Source organism: Pacificispira sp. HM-600 (genome assembly GCF_977993705.1).
This window is the reverse complement of the sequence record NZ_OZ388079.1, coordinates 60,461-78,185: the sequence shown is the minus strand read 5'-3', so window position 1 is coordinate 78,185 and position 17,725 is coordinate 60,461. Positions and strand designations below refer to the sequence as shown.

12 protein-coding genes are annotated in these 17,725 nt (G+C 66.6%); 6 read left to right on the top strand and 6 right to left on the bottom strand.

All coding sequences use genetic code 11. From position 1 onward, the window contains the following. Nucleotides 1-58: 58 nt before the first annotated feature. The 3 genes from ACXZ1E_RS00345 to sucB all read left to right on the top strand — a co-directional run bounded on the left by ACXZ1E_RS00345 (nt 59) and on the right by sucB (nt 4,774). On the top strand, nt 59-1,531 hold the full coding sequence (locus tag ACXZ1E_RS00345) for a leucyl aminopeptidase (protein WP_458041515.1): 1,473 nt from the start codon (nt 59-61) through the stop codon (nt 1,529-1,531). Continuing rightward, complete coding sequence (gene lpdA, locus ACXZ1E_RS00340) at nt 1,531-2,904, top strand: dihydrolipoyl dehydrogenase (RefSeq protein WP_458041514.1); 1,374 nt, start codon at nt 1,531-1,533, stop codon at nt 2,902-2,904. Before ACXZ1E_RS00345 ends, lpdA begins: the two co-directional genes overlap by 1 nt. A 64-nt stretch (nt 2,905-2,968) precedes the next feature. Continuing rightward, nucleotides 2,969-4,774 carry a 2-oxoglutarate dehydrogenase, E2 component, dihydrolipoamide succinyltransferase gene (gene sucB / locus ACXZ1E_RS00335; RefSeq protein WP_458041513.1) on the top strand — a complete coding sequence of 602 codons (1,806 nt, stop codon included), beginning with the start codon at nt 2,969-2,971 and terminating at the stop codon, nt 4,772-4,774. Between the two features lie 65 nt (nt 4,775-4,839). Here the strand turns inward: sucB and ACXZ1E_RS00330 are convergent, their stop codons facing one another. Further along, complete coding sequence (locus tag ACXZ1E_RS00330) at nt 4,840-6,156, bottom strand: hypothetical protein (RefSeq protein WP_458041512.1); 1,317 nt, start codon at nt 6,154-6,156, stop codon at nt 4,840-4,842. A gap of 154 nt (nt 6,157-6,310) precedes the next feature. Between ACXZ1E_RS00330 and ACXZ1E_RS00325 the strand changes: the two genes are divergently transcribed. Then, nucleotides 6,311-7,018 carry a DUF4191 domain-containing protein gene (locus tag ACXZ1E_RS00325; protein WP_458041511.1) on the top strand — a complete coding sequence of 236 codons (708 nt, stop codon included), beginning with the start codon at nt 6,311-6,313 and terminating at the stop codon, nt 7,016-7,018. Nucleotides 7,019-7,058: 40 nt separating this feature from the next. On the opposite strand, the gene ACXZ1E_RS00320 is transcribed toward ACXZ1E_RS00325, so the two are convergent. Then, entirely contained in the window at nt 7,059-7,454 is a 396-nt protein-coding gene (locus ACXZ1E_RS00320) for an RDD family protein (protein WP_458041510.1), read from the bottom strand. 134 nt (nt 7,455-7,588) lie between these two features. Here ACXZ1E_RS00320 and glnA point away from each other — a divergent pair, with 134 nt between their 5' ends. Further along, nucleotides 7,589-9,013: a type I glutamate--ammonia ligase gene (gene glnA / locus ACXZ1E_RS00315; protein WP_458041509.1), complete on the top strand. Its 1,425-nt coding sequence runs from the start codon at nt 7,589-7,591 to the stop codon at nt 9,011-9,013. Between the two features lie 194 nt (nt 9,014-9,207). On the opposite strand, the gene ACXZ1E_RS00310 is transcribed toward glnA, so the two are convergent. The 4 genes from ACXZ1E_RS00310 to mobF all read right to left on the bottom strand — a co-directional run bounded on the left by ACXZ1E_RS00310 (nt 9,208) and on the right by mobF (nt 14,767). Next, complete coding sequence (locus tag ACXZ1E_RS00310; RefSeq protein ID WP_458041508.1) at nt 9,208-9,591, bottom strand: sulfate permease; 384 nt, start codon at nt 9,589-9,591, stop codon at nt 9,208-9,210. A 221-nt stretch (nt 9,592-9,812) separates the two neighbouring features. After that, nucleotides 9,813-10,541 (bottom strand): adenylate/guanylate cyclase domain-containing protein, encoded by a 729-nt coding sequence (locus ACXZ1E_RS00305; RefSeq protein WP_458041507.1) that lies wholly within the window; start codon nt 10,539-10,541, stop codon nt 9,813-9,815. Between the two features lie 11 nt (nt 10,542-10,552). After that, the gene (locus tag ACXZ1E_RS00300; protein WP_458041506.1) at nt 10,553-10,954 is read right to left on the bottom strand and encodes a Pycsar system effector family protein; all 402 of its coding nucleotides are present in this window, start codon (nt 10,952-10,954) and stop codon (nt 10,553-10,555) included. 261 nt (nt 10,955-11,215) lie between these two features. Further along, complete coding sequence (mobF, locus tag ACXZ1E_RS00295; RefSeq protein ID WP_458352002.1) at nt 11,216-14,767, bottom strand: MobF family relaxase; 3,552 nt, start codon at nt 14,765-14,767, stop codon at nt 11,216-11,218. A 352-nt stretch (nt 14,768-15,119) separates the two neighbouring features. Here mobF and ACXZ1E_RS00290 point away from each other — a divergent pair, with 352 nt between their 5' ends. Then, the gene (locus ACXZ1E_RS00290) at nt 15,120-17,708 is read left to right on the top strand and encodes an AAA family ATPase (protein ID WP_458041505.1); all 2,589 of its coding nucleotides are present in this window, start codon (nt 15,120-15,122) and stop codon (nt 17,706-17,708) included. Nucleotides 17,709-17,725 lie beyond the last annotated feature (17 nt).

The window sequence follows — 17,725 nt, the reverse complement described above, 5'->3', positions numbered from 1 at the left end:
CGCGACGCCCCGCGCGAGTCACCGGCGCCGCTCCAGACGCCGACCTAGGATGGTCCATATGCCGACGCCGCAGATCTCGTATTTCCCTGCCTCAGCGACAGACATCGACGCGGACGTCTCGCTCCTCTTGCTTCCACCGCTCGTGGACGATGGCCCCGATCTCTCCCCCTGGCCAGGCCTTGCCGATGCGCTGCGCGCGATCGAGTTCTCGGGAGCTCCTGGCTCCTTCGCCCGTGTGCCGCTCGCAGACAGTGCGCGTGGCGCGGTGGCCGTTGCGGGTGTCGGTTCGGCGGTGCAGCCCGGTGCGTACCGGGATGCCGCGGGCGCGGGCATCCGCGCTCTCGGTCAGATCGAATCCGTCGCCGTGCTCTCCCCCGGCGCACCCGATGGCACCTGGCGCGCCATCGCCGAGGGCGCGGGCCTCGGCGGATACACCTTCGCGACCTATAAGAAGAACGGCGGAAAGCGTCGCGCGGCCCGTGTGATCGTGGTCTCGACCGAAGAGGTGTCGGACGACGACGTGCGCGCCGCGCAGGTGGTCGTCGACGCGGTGGCCCTCGTCAAAGAACTCGTCGCGATTCCGGCCGACCGACTCGGCCCGGCCGATCTCGCCGAACGTGCGGTGGCAGAGGTCGCCCACCTCCCCGTGGAAGTCACGGTGCTCGATGAGGAAGCGCTCGAGGCCGAAGGATTCGGCGCCATCCTCGGTGTGGGCATCGGCTCTGACCGTCCGCCGCGCTTCGTCCGCATGGACTACGCACCCGCCGAGTCCTCCCGCCACGTCGCTGTCGTCGGCAAGGGAATCACCTTCGACACCGGCGGCCTCTCCCTGAAACCTGCGGGCTCGATGGTCGGGATGAAGTACGACATGTGCGGTGCTGCTGTCGCGCTGTCGGTCGTGCGCGCCGCTGCCGAGTTGGCGCTGCCCGTGCGGGTCACGAGCTATCTCTGCATCGCGGACAACATGCCCTCGGGACGCGCGACGCGCCCCGGCGACGTCCTGACCGCACTTGATGGAACGACGATCGAAGTTCTGAATACGGATGCCGAGGGTCGCCTGGTTCTCGCCGATGGCCTCGTCGCGGCATCCCGTGAGCGCCCGGACGTGATCATCGATGTCGCGACCCTCACCGGCGCGATCAGCGTTGCCCTCGGCACCCGCTACGCCGGGGTGATGGGCGATGACGCACCCGTCGCCGAGTACCTCGCGGCGGCCGAGCGAGCGGGCGAGCTCGCCTGGCAGCTGCCCTTGCCCGCATACATGCGCGATGACCTCGACTCCTCCATCGCCGACCTCGTGAACGCCAAGATCGGTGACCCCGCGGGCGGCTCGCTCTTCGCCGGGCTGTTCCTGCAGCACTTCATCGGACGCGTGTCGGAGGAAGAGAATGCACCGACCATCCCCTGGGTTCACCTGGACATCGCGGGAGTCGGCATGAACAAGGGCGGTCCCTACGGGTCGACCGACAAGGGCCCCACCGGAGCCAGCGTTCGTTCCCTGATCGAATTCGTTTCGGGAGGTGCCCGGTAATGGCGGAGCACGTCTTCGACCTGGTCGTTCTCGGCGGCGGGAGCGGCGGCTACTCCGCGGCGATCCGTGCCTCAGAACTGGGCGCAAAGGTCGCGATCGTCGAACGCGACAAGCTCGGTGGCACGTGCCTGCACCGCGGCTGCATCCCCACCAAGGCGCTTCTGCACGCCGCCGAAGTCGCCGATGCCGTGCGGTCCGCGAGCGAGATCGGCGTGGACGCAACCCTGACGGGCATCGACGCGAATGGCCTCCGCACCTACCGGGAAAAAATCGTCGCCAAGAAGTTTGCGGGGCTCAAGGGCTTGATCTCGGCCCGCGGCATCACCGTGATCGACGGCGAGGGCTATCTCCAAGAAGACCGGGGGGTGCGGGTCGGCGCCGACGTGTACCGGGGCAAGAACGTGCTCCTCGCGACGGGTTCCTTCTCGAAGATCATCCCGGGCCTCGAGGCCGGCGGCCGGATTCTGACGAGCGAGCACGCGCTCGAGCTGCCCGAGATCCCGCGACGTGTCGTGATCCTCGGCGGCGGCGTCATCGGCGTCGAATTCGCAAGCCTCTGGCGCTCCTTCGGTGTCGAGGTCACGATCGTCGAAGCTCTCCCCCGGCTCGTGCCGCAGGAAGACGAGGCCATGAGCAAGGGTCTCGAGCGGGCGTTCCGCAAGCGCGGGATCGGGATGCATATCGGCTCACGGTTCGCTTCGGCGACGCAAAGCGACGATGCCGTGGTCGTTCAGCTCGAGGACGGGACTCAGCTCGACGCGGACTATCTGCTCGTGGCGATCGGTCGCGGACCGAGTACCGCAGGCCTCGGTCTCGAAGAGGCGGGTGTCGCGCTCGAGGGCGGATTCGTCGTCGTGAACGACGACCTGCAGACATCCGTGCCCGGTGTGTGGGCGGTGGGCGACATCGTGCGCGGCCTGCAGCTGGCGCACCGCAGTTTCGCGCAGGGGATCTTCGTGGCCGAGCGGATGGCGGGACTACCCGCGACCGCAGTGCCCGAGCGGCAGGTCCCGCGCATCACGTACAGCGACCCCGAGGTCGCCTCCGTCGGTTCGACTCTCGCAGAGGCGGTCGCCGATCTGGGGAGCGAGAAGGTCACCTCGTTCGACTACAACCTTGCGGGCAACGCGCGCAGTGAGATCATCGGCACGGGGGGTCTCGTTCGCGTGGTGCGCGCCGTCGACGGTCCGGTGATCGGCGTTCACCTGATCGGCGCGCGTGTCGGTGAGTTGATCGCCGAGGCACAGCTGATCGTCGGCTGGGAAGCGCACCCGGACGATATCGCCCCGTACTTGCATGCCCACCCGACCCAGAGCGAGGCGCTCGGCGAAGCTTTCCTCGCTCTCGCGGGCCGACCCTTGCACGCGCTTTAGCAATGCCCGTCCTCGGCTTCACTAAGCTAGACATCGACAGTTTCGTCCCTAAGGAGACATCGTCATGAGCACATCCGTCGTCCTCCCCGCTCTCGGCGAGAGCGTAACCGAGGGTACGGTCACCCGCTGGCTGAAGCAGGTGGGAGACGAGGTCAAGGCCGATGAGGGCTTGCTCGAAATCTCGACCGACAAGGTTGACACCGAGATCCCCTCCCCCGTGAGCGGAATTCTCGAAGAGATTCTGGTGCAGGAGGACGAGACCGTCGAGGTCGGCGGTCTGCTGGCCAAGATCGGCGACGGCAGCGGCCAGCCCTCGGGCGACGCAGCGCCTGAGGCATCCGCTCCCGCTGAGGCGCAGCCCCCGGCCGAAGATCGGGTCGCTGAGGCACCCGCAGAGCCCGAGCTCGTTGCTGACGCCGAACCGGCCGGCAACGCCGCGGCCGAACCCGCCGCGGTCGGTGCGTCGAGTGGTTCGAGCACGTCCGTTGTTCTGCCCGAACTCGGCGAATCCGTCACCGAGGGCACCGTCACGCGCTGGCTCAAGAATGTCGGCGACGAGGTGGCCGTCGATGAGCCGCTGCTTGAGATTTCGACCGACAAGGTCGACACCGAGATCCCGTCGCCCGTTGCCGGGGTTCTGCAGGAGATCGTCGCGGCCGAGGACGAGACCATCGCGGTCGGCGCGGTCCTCGCCAAGATCGGCAGCGGCGCACCCGCCGCCTCCGAGCAGGCACCGGCTCCGGCCGCAGAGCCCGTCACCGAGCCTGAAGCGCCTTCCACGGAGAAGCCCGTCGAGGCGGATGTCCCGGCATCCGAGACTTCCGAGCAGGCGCCCGCACCCGAGCCCGCTCCGGCTGCCGCCGCTCCGGCTGCCGCAACGCCGGCTCCGGCCGCATCCGCTCCGGCACCTTCGGCTCCCGCGCCGAGTGCGCCGGCAGCGCCGGCCGCATCATCGGACTCGTCCGATGAGCGCACGTATGTCACGCCTCTGGTGCGCCGTCTCGCTCAGCAGCAGGGCGTGGATCTCTCGACCGTGACCGGCACGGGTGTCGGAGGGCGCATCCGCAAGGAGGATGTCCTCAAGGCTGCTGAATCGGCTAGCGCGGCACCCGCAGCACCCGCCGCAGAGAAGGCCCCCGCTCTCGAGGTCTCGCCCTTGCGTGGCACGACGCAGAAGATGTCCCGTCTGCGGAAGGTCCTTGCCGAGCGTGCCGTCGCGTCGATGCAGGCCACGGCCCAGCTCACGACGGTCGTCGAGGTCGACGTCACGAAGCTCGCGGGTTTCCGTGACAGCGTGAAGGTCGACTTCCAGAAGAAGACGTCGGACAAGCTGTCGTTCCTGCCCTTCTTCGCTCTGGCTGCTGCCGAAGCGCTGCAGGCGTTCCCGATCGTCAACGCCACGGTCGACGGTGACACGATCGTGTACCCGGCGTCCGAGAACCTCTCGATCGCGGTCGACACCGAGCGGGGCCTGCTAACGCCGGTCCTGCGTGATGCGGCCTCGAAGAACCTCGCCGAGATCGCCCACGAGATCGCCGATCTTGCTGCCCGCACGCGCGACAACAAGCTGAAGCCGGACGAGCTCGGAGGCGGCACGTTCACGCTGACCAACACCGGTTCGCGTGGTGCCCTCTTCGATACCCCCGTCGTGTTCCTGCCCCAGTCGGCGATTCTCGGCACGGGAATCGTCGTCAAGCGCCCCGGAGTGGTCAAGGTCGATGGTGTCGAAGCGATCGGCGTTCGCTCGGTCGTTTACCTCGCCCTGTCGTACGACCACCGGATCATCGACGGTGCGGATGCCGCCCGGTTCCTCGGTGCCGTCAAGGCACGCCTAGAGGCAGCGGAGTTCGCGGCGGACCTCGGTATTTAATCGAGCCTGACTTCGAGTAGGCGATCGCTGAAACGCCCCGGCAGAAATGTCGGGGCGTTTCGCATTCACGGCGCCTCGACATCCCGCACATCACGGATCACCCAGGACTCGCCGGTTCGCACGAGCACCACGAGTTGAGAGCCGACTTCGCCACTCATGCCACTCATGCCACTGTCATCCATGCCGCTGACGCTCAGGATCGCGACTCCCCCGAGGTCGTCCAGAAGCTCGATCCGTCGCTCCGCGGCGGGCAGGTCAACCGCACCCGGCGGCATATCCGGGGCGGCAGATTCCTCGAAGAGCTTCGCCGCACACGCGGCATCTGCGCAGGTCGCGAGAGATTCCAGCGCGGTTTGCAGCGCGGCCGCGGGGTCGCTCTGCCCGGCCCCATCCGCGCTCTCCGGCTCCGCGTCGCCCTGTGGCGCGCCCGTGGTCGTGTCACCGGGTCCTGCCATCCCAGTCGACGGAGCGGGCGATTCGGATGCAGCGGGACGCGCGTTGGCGGCAGGAGTGGAGCCCGTCGGCCAGGCCAGGCCGCCGACGACGATCACGCCCGCAATACCCACCGCCACCAGCCAGGGCCGGGCAACCCTGCGGCGCGTGTTCCCTGCACGCCGGCGCACCGAATCCATCGCGTCCGAGACCATGTCCCCGATGCCGGAGTCGACATGCCTGCGGACGAGTCGGGCCAGGAGCGAATCGCGCCGTTCCGGCTCAACGACTTCGACGGCGCCCGCCCGCCGCGCATCCGCCGCTCGTCGTGGGGTCAGCGGCGTGAGGACGAGGGGTTCGGGGGAAGCGATCGCAAACAGGTGCGCTTCGGCCTCCGCCGCGTCTCGGCCATCCCGCAGCATCCTGGCGATTTCGCGTAGGCGCCACGAGCCGTCGACACTCGATATCTCAGACAGGCGATCGACGAGTGAGCCCGCCGCTTCACCGATGGGGTCCGCAGCGCCATCCGCTGCACAGACGAAAGTCGGGGTGCCGTCCTGCGTCAACCACCAGTCCCCTCGGGGCGTCTCGCCACGCGCCGTGCCGCACCCACGAATGAGGCTCACGGCGATAGTGATGACCTCACCCGCCCCCAAGTCAGCGCCGCCCTCCTCGCGCCGCGCAAGAAACGTGTCGACCCGCTCGATGCACCAGGGCAGCACCGCCTCGTGACCTGACGATGTTCGTAAGACGTCCTGAACCCCGAGCACATGGTCCCCCCGGGACCGCCATCCCGGCCAACCACGCAGATCCGCCGTGTCGACCAGCTGGACGACCGTCTCGTCCACCCGCGCCAGCCACCCGGCGAAAGGAGCTTCGGGCTGGGTGACGCGCCGCATCCGGACGACGGCACCCGCCAACGGATCATCGATCAGCGGCGGTTCGGTCATGCTCCTACGCTGGCCCGGCGGAAGACACTGAGGCCACCCCTTCCTCCGATCAGTGGTGACTGGACGCAGAGACCGGGCTGTGGAGGACGCGCGACGTGCAAGACAGCGAATCATCGCGCGGAACACCGGGCTCTCGGGAAGTAGGCTGGAAGGTATGGCAGCACGCAGCGCGGCACCCGAGAAGCGTCCCGGGTTCTTCTCCCAGATCAAGAGTCTCTACATCTTCACACGACGGTCGTTCGGCTTCCTTCCGTGGTTGCTCACGGGCATCTTCTTCGTGACGACGGGGCTCGGCATCGTGGTCGCGTTCCTGATCCAGCCGGAGTGGTGGAACATCCTGCTCTGGGGCATCACCGGCTTCCTCGCGGGCATCCTCGCGTCGCTGATGACCATGACGCGCTTGTCCACGCGCGCCATGTACGACCAGATCGACGGCATGCCGGGTGCCGTAGGTCACGTCATCACCACGTTCCTCGGGCGCAGCTGGACCGCGTCCGAGACCCCCGTGGGCGTCAACCCGAAGACTCAGGATGCGGTCTACCGCGCAATCGGCCGCGGCGGTGTCGTGGTCATCGGCGAGGGCTCGCAAGGCCGCCTCCAGCGACTTGTGAACGAAGAGCGTTCGAAGGTGAACCGCGTCGCCAACGGCGTGCCGGTGCACGTCATCTATATCGGCCACGGCGCGGGCGAGGTTCCGATCAAGGATCTTGCCAAGACGATCAAGTCATTCCCGCGCAAGCTCGACAAGGCGACCATGGTCGCCGTCATGAAGCGCGTGGACTCGGTCTCGCAGTCCCTCGCATCGCTACCGATCCCGAAGGGGATCGACCCCACGAAGGTTCGCGCGCCGCGTCCCCGCTGACCCTGCTCGCACCGTCCGGGTCGGTGTGAAGGTCCGGAACCTAGCGCCGGACGAGGATCGTTCCGACAGCCTTGTCGTGCAGGCCACGCTGATCCGCGTCCCAGATCACCGCGGGGATCACGACGATCAGCAGCAGCGTGCGGATGATCGGGCGCCAGAGCCCCACCCATCCGCCGCCGACCATCTGCAGCCGCAGGCCGAAGATTCGGTGACCGGGGCTGGCCTGCAGCGTTGGCAGGAACAAGATCTGGATCGCGCCGAAGATCGCCAGGATCGCCAACGCGTCAAAAGCGAAGAATCCTGAAATCAGATACGCCGCGCCGTAGTCGATCACGAGGGCCCCGATACGGCGTCCGACGCGGGCGACAGAACCCGCGCCATCCCGCGGCAAACCGAGGCGTTGACCGGGATAGGCGTCGGGTGCATTCGATGTCACCGGACCAGCGTATCCAGCCGCGCGTAACATGCCGGAAACAATAGCGTCATTGTCGGGCAATGCCCCGACGATAGCTTTCAGGGAGGCCCGCATCGCGGGCGGCAGTTCCCGAATGCCCTACCTCTGGAGCCAGAATGTTCAAAGACTCATCCGAGGTGTTGAAGTTCATCAAGGACGAGGACGTCAAGTTCCTCGACATCCGGTTCACGGATCTTCCTGGTGTTCAGCAGCACTTCAACATCCCCGCTTCCACGGTCGACGAGGAGTTCTTCACCGTCGGCCAGCTGTTCGACGGCTCCTCGATCCGAGGTTTCGCGAACATCCACGAGTCGGACATGCAGCTGATTCCGGATGTGTCGACGGCGTACCTCGACCAGTTCCGCGAGGCGAAGACTCTCATCATGATCTTCGACATCTACAACCCGCGCACCGGCGAGATATACCACAAGGACCCGCGTCAGGTTGCTAAGAAGGCTGAGAAGTACCTCGCCTCGACCGGCATCGCCGACACCGCGTTCTTCGCCCCCGAGGCCGAGTTCTACATCTTCGACGACGTTCGCTACGAAGTGAAGCAGAACTCCAGCTTCTACAGCGTCGACTCCGAGGAGGGCGCCTGGAACACGGGCCGCGCCGAAGAGGGCGGCAACCTCGCCAACAAGACCCCGTACAAGGGTGGCTACTTCCCGGTCAGCCCCGTCGACAAGACGGCCGACCTGCGAGACGACATCACGCTCAAGCTGATCGAGGCCGGTTTCGTCCTCGAGCGCTCGCACCACGAGGTCGGCACCGGTGGACAGCAGGAGATCAACTACCGCTTCGACACCATGGTGCACTCGGCGGACGACATCCTGAAGTTCAAGTACATCGTCAAGAACACCTCCGAGCAGTGGGGCAAGGTCGCGACCTTCATGCCCAAGCCGCTCTTCGGTGACAACGGTTCCGGCATGCACACGCACCAGTCGCTGTGGCTCGACGGCAAGCCCCTCTTCTACGACGAGAACGGCTACGGCGGTCTGTCCGACATCGCCCGTTGGTACATCGGTGGCCTGCTGGCGCACGCGCCCGCCGTGCTCGCCTTCACCAACCCGACGATCAACTCGTACAAGCGTCTGGTCAAGGGCTACGAGGCCCCGGTCAACCTGGTCTACTCGGCCGGTAACCGCTCGGCGGCCATCCGTATCCCGATCACGGGATCGAACCCCAAGGCCAAGCGCATCGAGTTCCGCGCACCGGATGCCTCGGGCAACCCGTATCTCGCCTTCGCGGCGCAGATGATGGCCGGCCTCGACGGCATCAAGAACCGCATCGAGCCCCACGAGCCCGTTGACAAGGACCTGTACGAGCTTCCCCCCGAGGAGGCGAAGAACATCCCGCAGGTTCCGAACTCGCTGCTCGACTCGCTCGAGGCGCTTCGTGCCGACCAGGACTTCCTGCTCGCGGGTGGCGTGTTCACGCCCGAGCTGATCGAGACCTGGATCGAGTACAAGATCGAGAACGAGATCAAGCCGATCGCGGCACGCCCGCACCCGTTCGAGTACGAGCTGTACTTCGGGGTCTGATTCCGGGAGGCCCTCAGAGCCACACTTCCGGTTCTTGAGACCAGCAATTTACTGAGCCCCAGGCGGCAGTTGCCGTCTGGGGCTCAGTCTATCCCTGGACGCTTACGGACGGCTACGGGCAGTAAACGGACAGGTTTTCGGACAGAGCGCAGGGCCGCTCTTACAGTGCCGTTGGCGATCCCGATGCGTCCGGGTCAGAGTCGCGTCGCGGTGAGAACGGGAAGGTCGTCGCCCGCCGCGTAAGCCGCCGACTCGCGCTCGACGAGTCGGCGGTCGCGCCGCTCGGCGAGGCGAGCCCGGATCAGGACGACGAGCGTGATCGGCCCGTTGACGAGGAACTTCAGCGTGTTCCAGATGAAGAGCAGCACGAGCAGGTTCAGCCACCCCGGCCCGCCGTCGGCGATCCAGATGGTCAAGAGCCACGCGCCGAGCAAGTACGGCACGGCGATGAGCATGGCGGGCACGCCCCACTTCAGGCCGCGTCGGGTGCGCAGCGCGTCGAGCAGGATGTTCGTTGGCATGTACGTCCGCAGGAACAGCCGAACTCTGATGCCGAGATTCCAGAGCAGTCGGAACATGATGTCCGCCTCCTGAGAGGTGCGTAGCTCCGCCGAGGAGGTAGATCATGTGGTGAGCGTCCCGAGGGGACCGTCGCAAGCGACCTAGAAATCGTGGCTACTACCTCGACACCTAGGGTACGCCCGACCTCGGACGCACGGATGTTTCCGCGCCAAATCACCCTGCGAGGAGCACAACGACCTGGACGAGCAGCGGCCGAACCTCATCAGCCCGGAACCCGTCAGCTGAGGGTGTCGACCCAATCGTTCATCGACGTGCTCACGACGTTGCCAGTGTGGACCGTTCCGAGACCGTTCACGTATCGAGAAGTCAGCAGCGCCTTGTTGTGGTCGTTGAGATTCTGCTCGAAGACACCGCCCACGAAGATCGGGTCGGACCACCCTCTGCCTGCTTCGTGTGCCAGGTGAGCGGCGCGGTTGACGACCTCACCCATGTAGACGACATCGTTGATTCCACTTCCGCTGAATCCCGCCTTGATCATGAGCACTCGGCCGTAGTCAACGCCGATGCCGATCTTCAGGGGGTCGATTCCCTTTTTCGCATAGTGGTGGTTGAGGAGCTTGATGAGTGTGTTCGCCTGAGAAGCAATGCCAAATACATCGTCGATGTGCGTCTTCTGCGTGGTCTTATACACAGCCCAAACGCAGTCTCCAACGATGTTCACTTCCCTGACGTACAGATCGGAGTTCAGCACCGCCACCATCTCAGAGATGAAAGCGCGGTATATCTTTGCGAGAATCGGACGCTTGTGCTTGGCGGTGAGCCCAGAAGAGTCTCGGATGTCGATGAAGACCGCCGAGCACATTCCATAGAACCCGTTCGTGAACGTGAGCTTGTCCCGGTCGGGCAGCCCGTCGACCTCCTCGAAGCTTCCTGCGGGCTGATCCAGGATCGCCTTGATCCGATCGGCACTGCTCGTGTAGCTGTACGCCTTGTAGTTGCCGTCCATGTTCCCCGTCCTCAGATGCTTTCAATCCCGACGATGATTGCGACCGCCGCGACGCACGTGCCAGCCGCTAGGGCCGACCGGATCGCCCATTTCACGTACTTTGCTTTGAGCGTCGCGATCTTTGCGTTCGCGTGGACCTGATCAGCGAGATCCCGGACGAGTTCGCGCGGATCCGCTGTCAGCGTGCCTAGCACCTCCGTGTAGCCGGGACGGTCGCCTCTGAAATGTCGGGCGATGCTTGCGAAGAAGACCCGATTCATTGCTTCAGGGGCGGCGTCCTTGTCGTTGACGCGCGGCGTCAGAGTCCAGCCGCACAGCGCCGCGGCCAGCACCAGCAGCACACACGCGGCGACGACAACCACATCGAAGATGGGAGAGCGCTGCGTGAACGCCCTGACGAGGTTGAACAGCATCGTGCCGAGAACACCAACGAAAGCGAGAGTCACCCCCGCCTTGGCGTCGGAGTGACGAATCCACTCGTTTACAAGGCTCAGCAGTTTCCACGCGTGGTCAGGATTGGGGTCGGGCGCAGCCGGTCTCTTGGCACGGCGGAAGGTAAGTAGAGGCACGCTTCGAACGTACTCGGGGGCCCGGACATCACGGGCGATTCAGTGCGTAGGCGTGGCCACCAAGGCACCTACGTGGAGAACACGGGACGACGTGCATCCGTGCCGCTACATACCCAAGCGGGGCGTAGAGAACTCTGGCACATACGATCCCGGCTCCGGTTCGGCCGCGCGTGCCGCGGTCTGCTGTGCGCGGTGGATCGCGGCGCGTGCTCGCGCGGCGTCTGTGCGCTGCCGCACGTCGTCGCCGATGACTCCGCGCGTGCTGGCCTCGGTGATGCCGTAGGTATCGCGGTAGGCAGCGACGGTGCGCGCCTCGCGTCGCCACAGAGCCGCGAGCTGCGGATCTGCGGGCTCTGTGCCGAGTTCCACGACCCATGCCGCGGACGCGCCGACCGCTTCGGCGACGAGTGCGTCTGCGCGCTGCTCGATGAGTGCGGCGCGTTCGCGCAGCGCGGTGCGCATGTCCTCGTCCATTGTGCCGAGAGCCGGGGTGATGAGTCCGGCGATGGGAGTGGTGGGCTGGCGCACGCGCCCGGCACCGTTCGTTCGGGTCAGGGCTCGGATCACGCGTTCGTGGAGCACCGCGGCCGCGTCGTCCGCGTCGTCGAGCGGGCGTGAGGCGACGAGCGCGCCCAGCAGGCGATCCGCGTCGTACCCGTCCGCTTCGGCGCGACGCAGCTCGGCACCGAGCGCGCCGAACGCGGTCGATCCAATGGCCGCGTCCGCTTCGGCCTCGGTGAGTCGGGTGGCGCGCACGAGGGCTTCCCACCTCGGCTGTTGTGCGGCGGCGGCGATGGTCTCGTACTCGGCGGCGAAGTGCGCGATCGAGCCCCAGGTGTCCTGCTCGGCCGTGATCATCTGGCGGGCGGAGAGTTCCGCGCCGACGTGCTGGAGCACCCCGGCGAGCACCTTGCGCGCCGCGACCGCGGTGGTGTCCTGGGTCGGCGGGTGGATGTGGTCGTCGTCGGGGCGGTTGATCGAGACGTAGGCGGTGTTGCGGAGTCGGCCGCGGGTCATGGCGACGTAGAAGTTCTCACGCGTCGCGCCGGGCTCGACAAGGGTATGCCCGGTCTCGACCGTGACCCCTTGCGCCCGGTACGCGGTGACGGCGTAGCCGAGTTCGATGTGCTCGGCGACGTATTCGACCGGGAGGCGCACGCTCGCGCCCCAGCGCCGTCCGGCGGGTCGCACCCGCAACGACCCGTCGCTGAAGATGGCGGTGATCGTCCACCGGCTGCCGTTGCGCACCCATCCGCGCCCGGCGCGCAGCGCGCGGTCGTTGCGGCGGGTGATGATCGCGTCCCCGACGGATGCCTCGGTATGGTCATGCAGCCGCACCTCGGCGCGCGCGTCGACTTGCCCGGCGAGGATGAGGTCGGCGCGGGCGCGCTGGTTCAGCGTGGTGACCATCGTGCTCGACTCGGCGATGAGGATGCTCGCCAGCCCGGCTGCCTGGTCGCGCTGCCATGCGGCGTAGGCGGCGTCGGCCATGCGCTCGGCTTCGCCCGCGCGGATGCGGCCGTGCGCTTGATAGGTGTCGATGGCTTCGACACGACCGTTGCGCAGGTCGAGCGTGGCGTCCTTCTCCCAAGCCGCGGCGATGCGGCGCACGTCGGTCAGCTCGGGCACGTCCTCACGGTCGGCGACGAGCATCCCGAACGCTCCCCCGGCATCGACGGACTGGAGCTGGGCGGGGTCGCCCACGAGCAGCACCTTCGCCCCGGCGTCGGCTGCGATGCGAACGAGCCGGTCGAGGGCAAGCGTCCCGGCGAGCGATGCCTCGTCCACGATCACGAGCTGCCCGGCGGCGAATCCCATGCCGTGGTCGCGGTAGGTCTGCCACCACTTCGCGGTGTTCTCCGTCGGGATGCCCAAGTCACCGGCCAGCACCTCGGCCGCGACCGCGGACGGTGCCAGGCCGACGACCGAGCCGTGCCCGTGCTCGGCCTCCCACGCGCGGCGCAACGCGCACAGCGCGGTGGTCTTGCCCGCCCCCGCGGGGCCGACGAGCAGGTCGAGCATTCGGCCCGACGACGCAATCGCGGTGAGCGCGACCCCTTGGTCGTCGCCGAGCGCGCGGCCCCGCTGGGGTTGCAGCGCGTGCGCGATGGTTGTATCCGCCAGGCGCGGCGCAACCTGCTCGCGGGAGCGTGCAAGTAGCCGGTCCTCGGCAGCGAGCACCGCGGCACCGCTGTAGCGGGCGGCGTTGCGCGGGCGGAACACGCTCGTCCCGTCCGTGCGCTGGAACGCAACGGGACTGGAGGCCAGCTCGGGCGGGGTGAGCCGGATGGATGCCTGCTCCGCGGCGTCAACGATCATCCCCGTGATCGCCTCACGATCCTCTGTGGCGGTGAACCGCCAGCCCATCGCCTGCCGCGCGGCCTCGGCGTAGAGATTCCAGTGGCTCCACGTCGTGCGCTTCTCCGCGACCGCTGCGACCACCGCCAGGCCGAGCCGGGCGATCTGCTCCAGCGGCACACCCTCCGCGCGCAGCAGCTCGACTGGCTCGACCTGGACGGCTTCCCGCGCCCATGCGCTCGCGTCTCGGCCGAGCAGTCGGCTCGCACGGGTGCGCCACTCCTGGGCGAGGTCGGCCAGCGGGCGGACTTCCTTGTCGGGCCGGGTCGCCAGCGTCGCCTGCTGCCGAAGCCGAATGATCGTCTCCCGCGACGGCGCGTGCCCGTGCGCGGCCTCGTACTCGGCGATCAGGCGATCCTTCTCGATGTCGATGTGCCGCGACCGGGACGAGAACTCCGCAACCAGGTCCTCCGGCACCGTGGCGACCGCCCACACCGGATTGCGGTCGGCTCCCCGCTCGCGCCGCTGCCAGCCCACGCCGAGCGCGCGAGTCAGGTGGTCGGCGAAGACCGCGGTGTGCAGCTCGCTCAGCGCCACCGTCGCCGCGTGCAGAGGCCGGCCATCCAGCGACCGCCACTTGCCGTCGAAGATCGTGCGCACCTTGTTGCTCACCACAACATGCGTGTGCAACTGCGGATCGCCCGCCCGCGAGTCGAAGTGGTCGAACGCGGTTGCGATGAGTCCGGTCACCTCGACCTGCGCAACAGCGCCGTCACGGGAGCTTGCACCGGAGCGCGTCGCTGCAAGCTCGCGCTCCATGAACGCAACCACCTCCGCAACCGCCGCATGGTGCGCCTCCGCGATCCGCGCCTGGGTCGCCGCATCCGCAACCCCCCACAGCACCGACGCGGACTTCGGCAGCGAGAAGGTGAAGTCGTACCCGGCGACCGCCCGCCGCGAGGTGCGCGCCGACTCCTCCGCCTCGATCACCACAACGGCCTCGGCCCGCTCATCCGCGCCCAACGCCGGATCGAGCCGCAAGATGCGCGCCGCGATCCGATCCTCGATGCTCGGGAACACCGGAGACGCCTTCCCCAGCGGATCGCCCGTCACCGGGTCGCGCCCCATCCCCAGCAGAAGTTGGAGCTGCGCCTCCGAGACCGGCGCTCCTTCGTGAATCTCACCCTCCCCGAGCGCCGCGAGCCCGCCGCCCATCCAGCGGCCCGGCGGCGTGCCCTGCTTGGCGTAGTACCGGGTCAGCGGCGTCGACAGCGCCCGCTCCCCGTCAGCCGACGCCACCGAGCGCAGCAGGTACTTGTAGCCGTCCCCCGCGCCCATGACCCGCATCGAAACCGACACCCGGCACCGCCTCTCTCGTCAGAGAGGTGAGCCGCCGAGCCCGCCGTCAGGCCGGGTCGGCCTCGATGTGCAAGACGTGTAAGAGTCTCGAAGTGAGGCCACGGGGATGCCGTAGACGTCGGCCAGATCGTCAGTCGAGACCTGAAAGAGGGTCACCGCGAATCGCGCTTTGAGCGCGGCAGGGTCAACGGTGTCGGACACCGCGGCTAGCGTTGATGGTTAGGGATCGAGCATCAGCAGATGAGCGTCTGCAATGGCGTAGAGGAGGTCATGAGCAGGTCATGAAGGGACACCATCGGCGCCGGCCGTCATCACGGATCAGCGCCGATGCACCGCAGGGGGTGCGCGCCTGATGACTACGCAGATCGAAGTTGAAGCAACCGAGCCGACCGAACTGATCGATCCGCGGGCGCAACTTGCTGAATGGGGGAACTCCAATGACGAGTGGGCACGCCTGCTTGTCGCCGAAGTAATCGCTACTGGACGACCGGTCGGAACCTCCGTGGTCGAGAAGGCCTACCTGCTGTTCCGGCAGGAGAAGGCGCTCGATAAGCGGGATCTTCCGGCCGTTCCACTGCTCGATATCGAGGCTCGCCAGGACGAGTTGGCACCGCCCCTGTCGCTGACGCGGCTCTCCGAGGTGCGCGGTGTCAACGCACTGGTGGCAGGCGCAGTGATCGAGCCTCACGAGGGTCTGACGATCCTTTACGGGGAGAACGGCACCGGCAAGACGGGCTACTCGCGCATCTTCAAGGCTCTGGCCAACAGTCGCACGGCCGACACGATCCTGGGCAACATCGATGCCGACACTTCGGAGGCACAGTCCGCCAAGCTCGAGTTCAAGCTGGGTGAAGACGCCCAGGCTCTGACCTGGACGGGCGAGCTGGGTGTTTCACCGTTCACGCGCGTGTCGATCTTCGATAGCCCTGCCGTGCGTACCCACGTCGATGAAGACCTCGATTACGTCTACACCCCGGCCTCGCTGGCGCTGTTCAATGACGTCACGACTGCAATTCAGGCAGTGACCGCGCAGATCGATGCGGCTATCGCCGAGCTTGGTTCGAGTGGATCGGGACTGCTCTCTAGGTTCCAACGCGGATCGACGATCTATCCACTGATCGAGACCCTCGGCGCGTCAACCGATCTCGCCGATCTCAAGGCCAAGGCTAAGAGCGGAGACGACGTTGACCAACAGCTTGATGCCCTGAACCAAGGCGTTGCGGCCCTACGCGCCAACACGATGGGCGCCCAGATCGCTGGTCTCAAGAGCGAGCAACGAGTTCTGTCGGAGGCCGTGACCACGGCCGAAGCCCTGCTCGGCTTCGAGCAGATCAAGTACAACGAGGCACTGGCAACGCGCGCGCAGCTCACGACCGACTACCAGACGTTCCGTCGCGAGCTCTTCGCGGCTGCGGATCTGCCCGCTGAACCCGACGACACTTGGAACGACTTCATCGAGGCGGGCGAGACGTACCGCCAGCATCTCGTCGAGATTGAGGCGCACGATGCAGACCGCTGTCTCTACTGCCGCCAGCCTCTGCTCGATCCGGCGCGTGATCTGCTCACCCGCTACTCGGCATACCTTGAGGACAAGATCTCGGCGGACATCCGCGCCACCGACACCACGCTCGATGGCTACAAGCGGCAGGCTGTCGCGCTCCAAGGCAACGAGATGGCGTCGTTCATCCAGCAGTACAAGGACGTCGATCCAAGCGAGCGCCCGACCTACTTCGCTCAGGTTGAAGCGATCGAAGGGGCACGAAACACCTCCGCCACGGCAGCCGCAGCAGGCCAGCCGGTCAGCATCCAGATCACCGATCTCGTGGCCAAGCCCCGGGCCGAGGTCGGCACTGCGCTGACCACCGTGGGCAACAGCATCTCGGAGCTGGAGATCCTGCAGAAGGGCCGAACCGAGGCACTGGCTGAGAAGCAGGCAGAGCTGCTCGAACTCAAGGATGCCGTCGAGTTGGGCAAGTCCTGGTCGCTGATCGAGACGCAGGTCAAGAGCGCTAAGGAGGCCGATCGCCTCAAGACGCTCAAGCGTCCGCTGCCGGGCCTCGGCCGATCCGTGACCGCGCTCGCCAAGACCGCCAGCGACCAGTTGATCAATCAGAGCTTCGATGCGTTGTTCCTCGAGGAGTGCGAAGCGCTCCGCGCGCCATCGCTCAAAGTCCAGTTCGTCGGGCGAGAGGGTAAGGCGCAGCGCCGCAAGGTACTGAGCGGCAAGCACAAGCCCTCCAAGGTGCTCTCCGAGGGCGAGCAGAAGGTGTTGGCGCTCGCAGACTTCCTCGCCGAGGCACGCCTCGCGGGCATCACAGCGCCGGTCATCTTCGATGATCCGGTGTCAAGCCTCGATCACCGCCGCATCAAGGAAGTTGCCCAGCGCATCGCTCGACTGGCTGACGGCAACCAGGTCATCGTCTTCACTCACGACATCCTGTTCGCCACAACGCTTCTCGCACTGTTCGAGAAGTCCAAGCGGTGCGCCTATTTCCAGATCACTGACGAGAGCGGCAAGGGCAACGTGTCCCGTGCCACCGGACCACGCATCGACTCCTTGAACGCGATCAAGGGACGGATCAACAGCACCATCCAGGCCGCCAAGCAGTTGGACGGCGAAGCCCGGGGTGCGCTGGTCCACACCGGCTACAGCCACGTTCGTTCCTGGTGCGAGGTCTTCACGGAGGACGAGCTGCTCAAGGGCGTGACGCGGCGCTATCAGGCGAACGTTCAGATGACCACGCTCATCAACATCAACGTCGACAAGCTCGGCGAGATCATCCCCAAGGTCAGCGAAGTGTTCGAGCAGGCCTGCCGGTACATCGACGGTCATTCACAGGCTCTCATCACTCAGGGCGTCAGCCCGACTCTTGCTGGGCTCGAACAGCACTGGGCCGAGCTCCAGGAGCTGAAGAAGCTGAACGAAGGCAAGTCGAGATGATCCTGCTAGATCGCGTT

Bases quoted from the DNA above. Each gene is read 5' to 3' on its own strand.
- ACXZ1E_RS00345 (WP_458041515.1), top strand. From the start codon at position 59: ATGCCGACGCCGCAGATCTCGTATTTCCCTGCCTCAGCGACAGACATC.
- ACXZ1E_RS00330 (WP_458041512.1), bottom strand. From the start codon at position 6,156: ATGACCGAACCGCCGCTGATCGATGATCCGTTGGCGGGTGCCGTCGTC.
- ACXZ1E_RS00325 (WP_458041511.1), top strand. From the start codon at position 6,311: ATGGCAGCACGCAGCGCGGCACCCGAGAAGCGTCCCGGGTTCTTCTCC.
- glnA (WP_458041509.1), top strand. From the start codon at position 7,589: ATGTTCAAAGACTCATCCGAGGTGTTGAAGTTCATCAAGGACGAGGAC.
- ACXZ1E_RS00310 (WP_458041508.1), bottom strand. From the start codon at position 9,591: ATGTTCCGACTGCTCTGGAATCTCGGCATCAGAGTTCGGCTGTTCCTG.
- ACXZ1E_RS00305 (WP_458041507.1), bottom strand. From the start codon at position 10,541: ATGGACGGCAACTACAAGGCGTACAGCTACACGAGCAGTGCCGATCGG.
- ACXZ1E_RS00300 (WP_458041506.1), bottom strand. From the start codon at position 10,954: ATGCTGTTCAACCTCGTCAGGGCGTTCACGCAGCGCTCTCCCATCTTC.
- ACXZ1E_RS00290 (WP_458041505.1), top strand. From the start codon at position 15,120: ATGACTACGCAGATCGAAGTTGAAGCAACCGAGCCGACCGAACTGATC.
- lpdA (WP_458041514.1), top strand. From the start codon at position 1,531: ATGGCGGAGCACGTCTTCGACCTGGTCGTTCTCGGCGGCGGGAGCGGC.
- sucB (WP_458041513.1), top strand. From the start codon at position 2,969: ATGAGCACATCCGTCGTCCTCCCCGCTCTCGGCGAGAGCGTAACCGAG.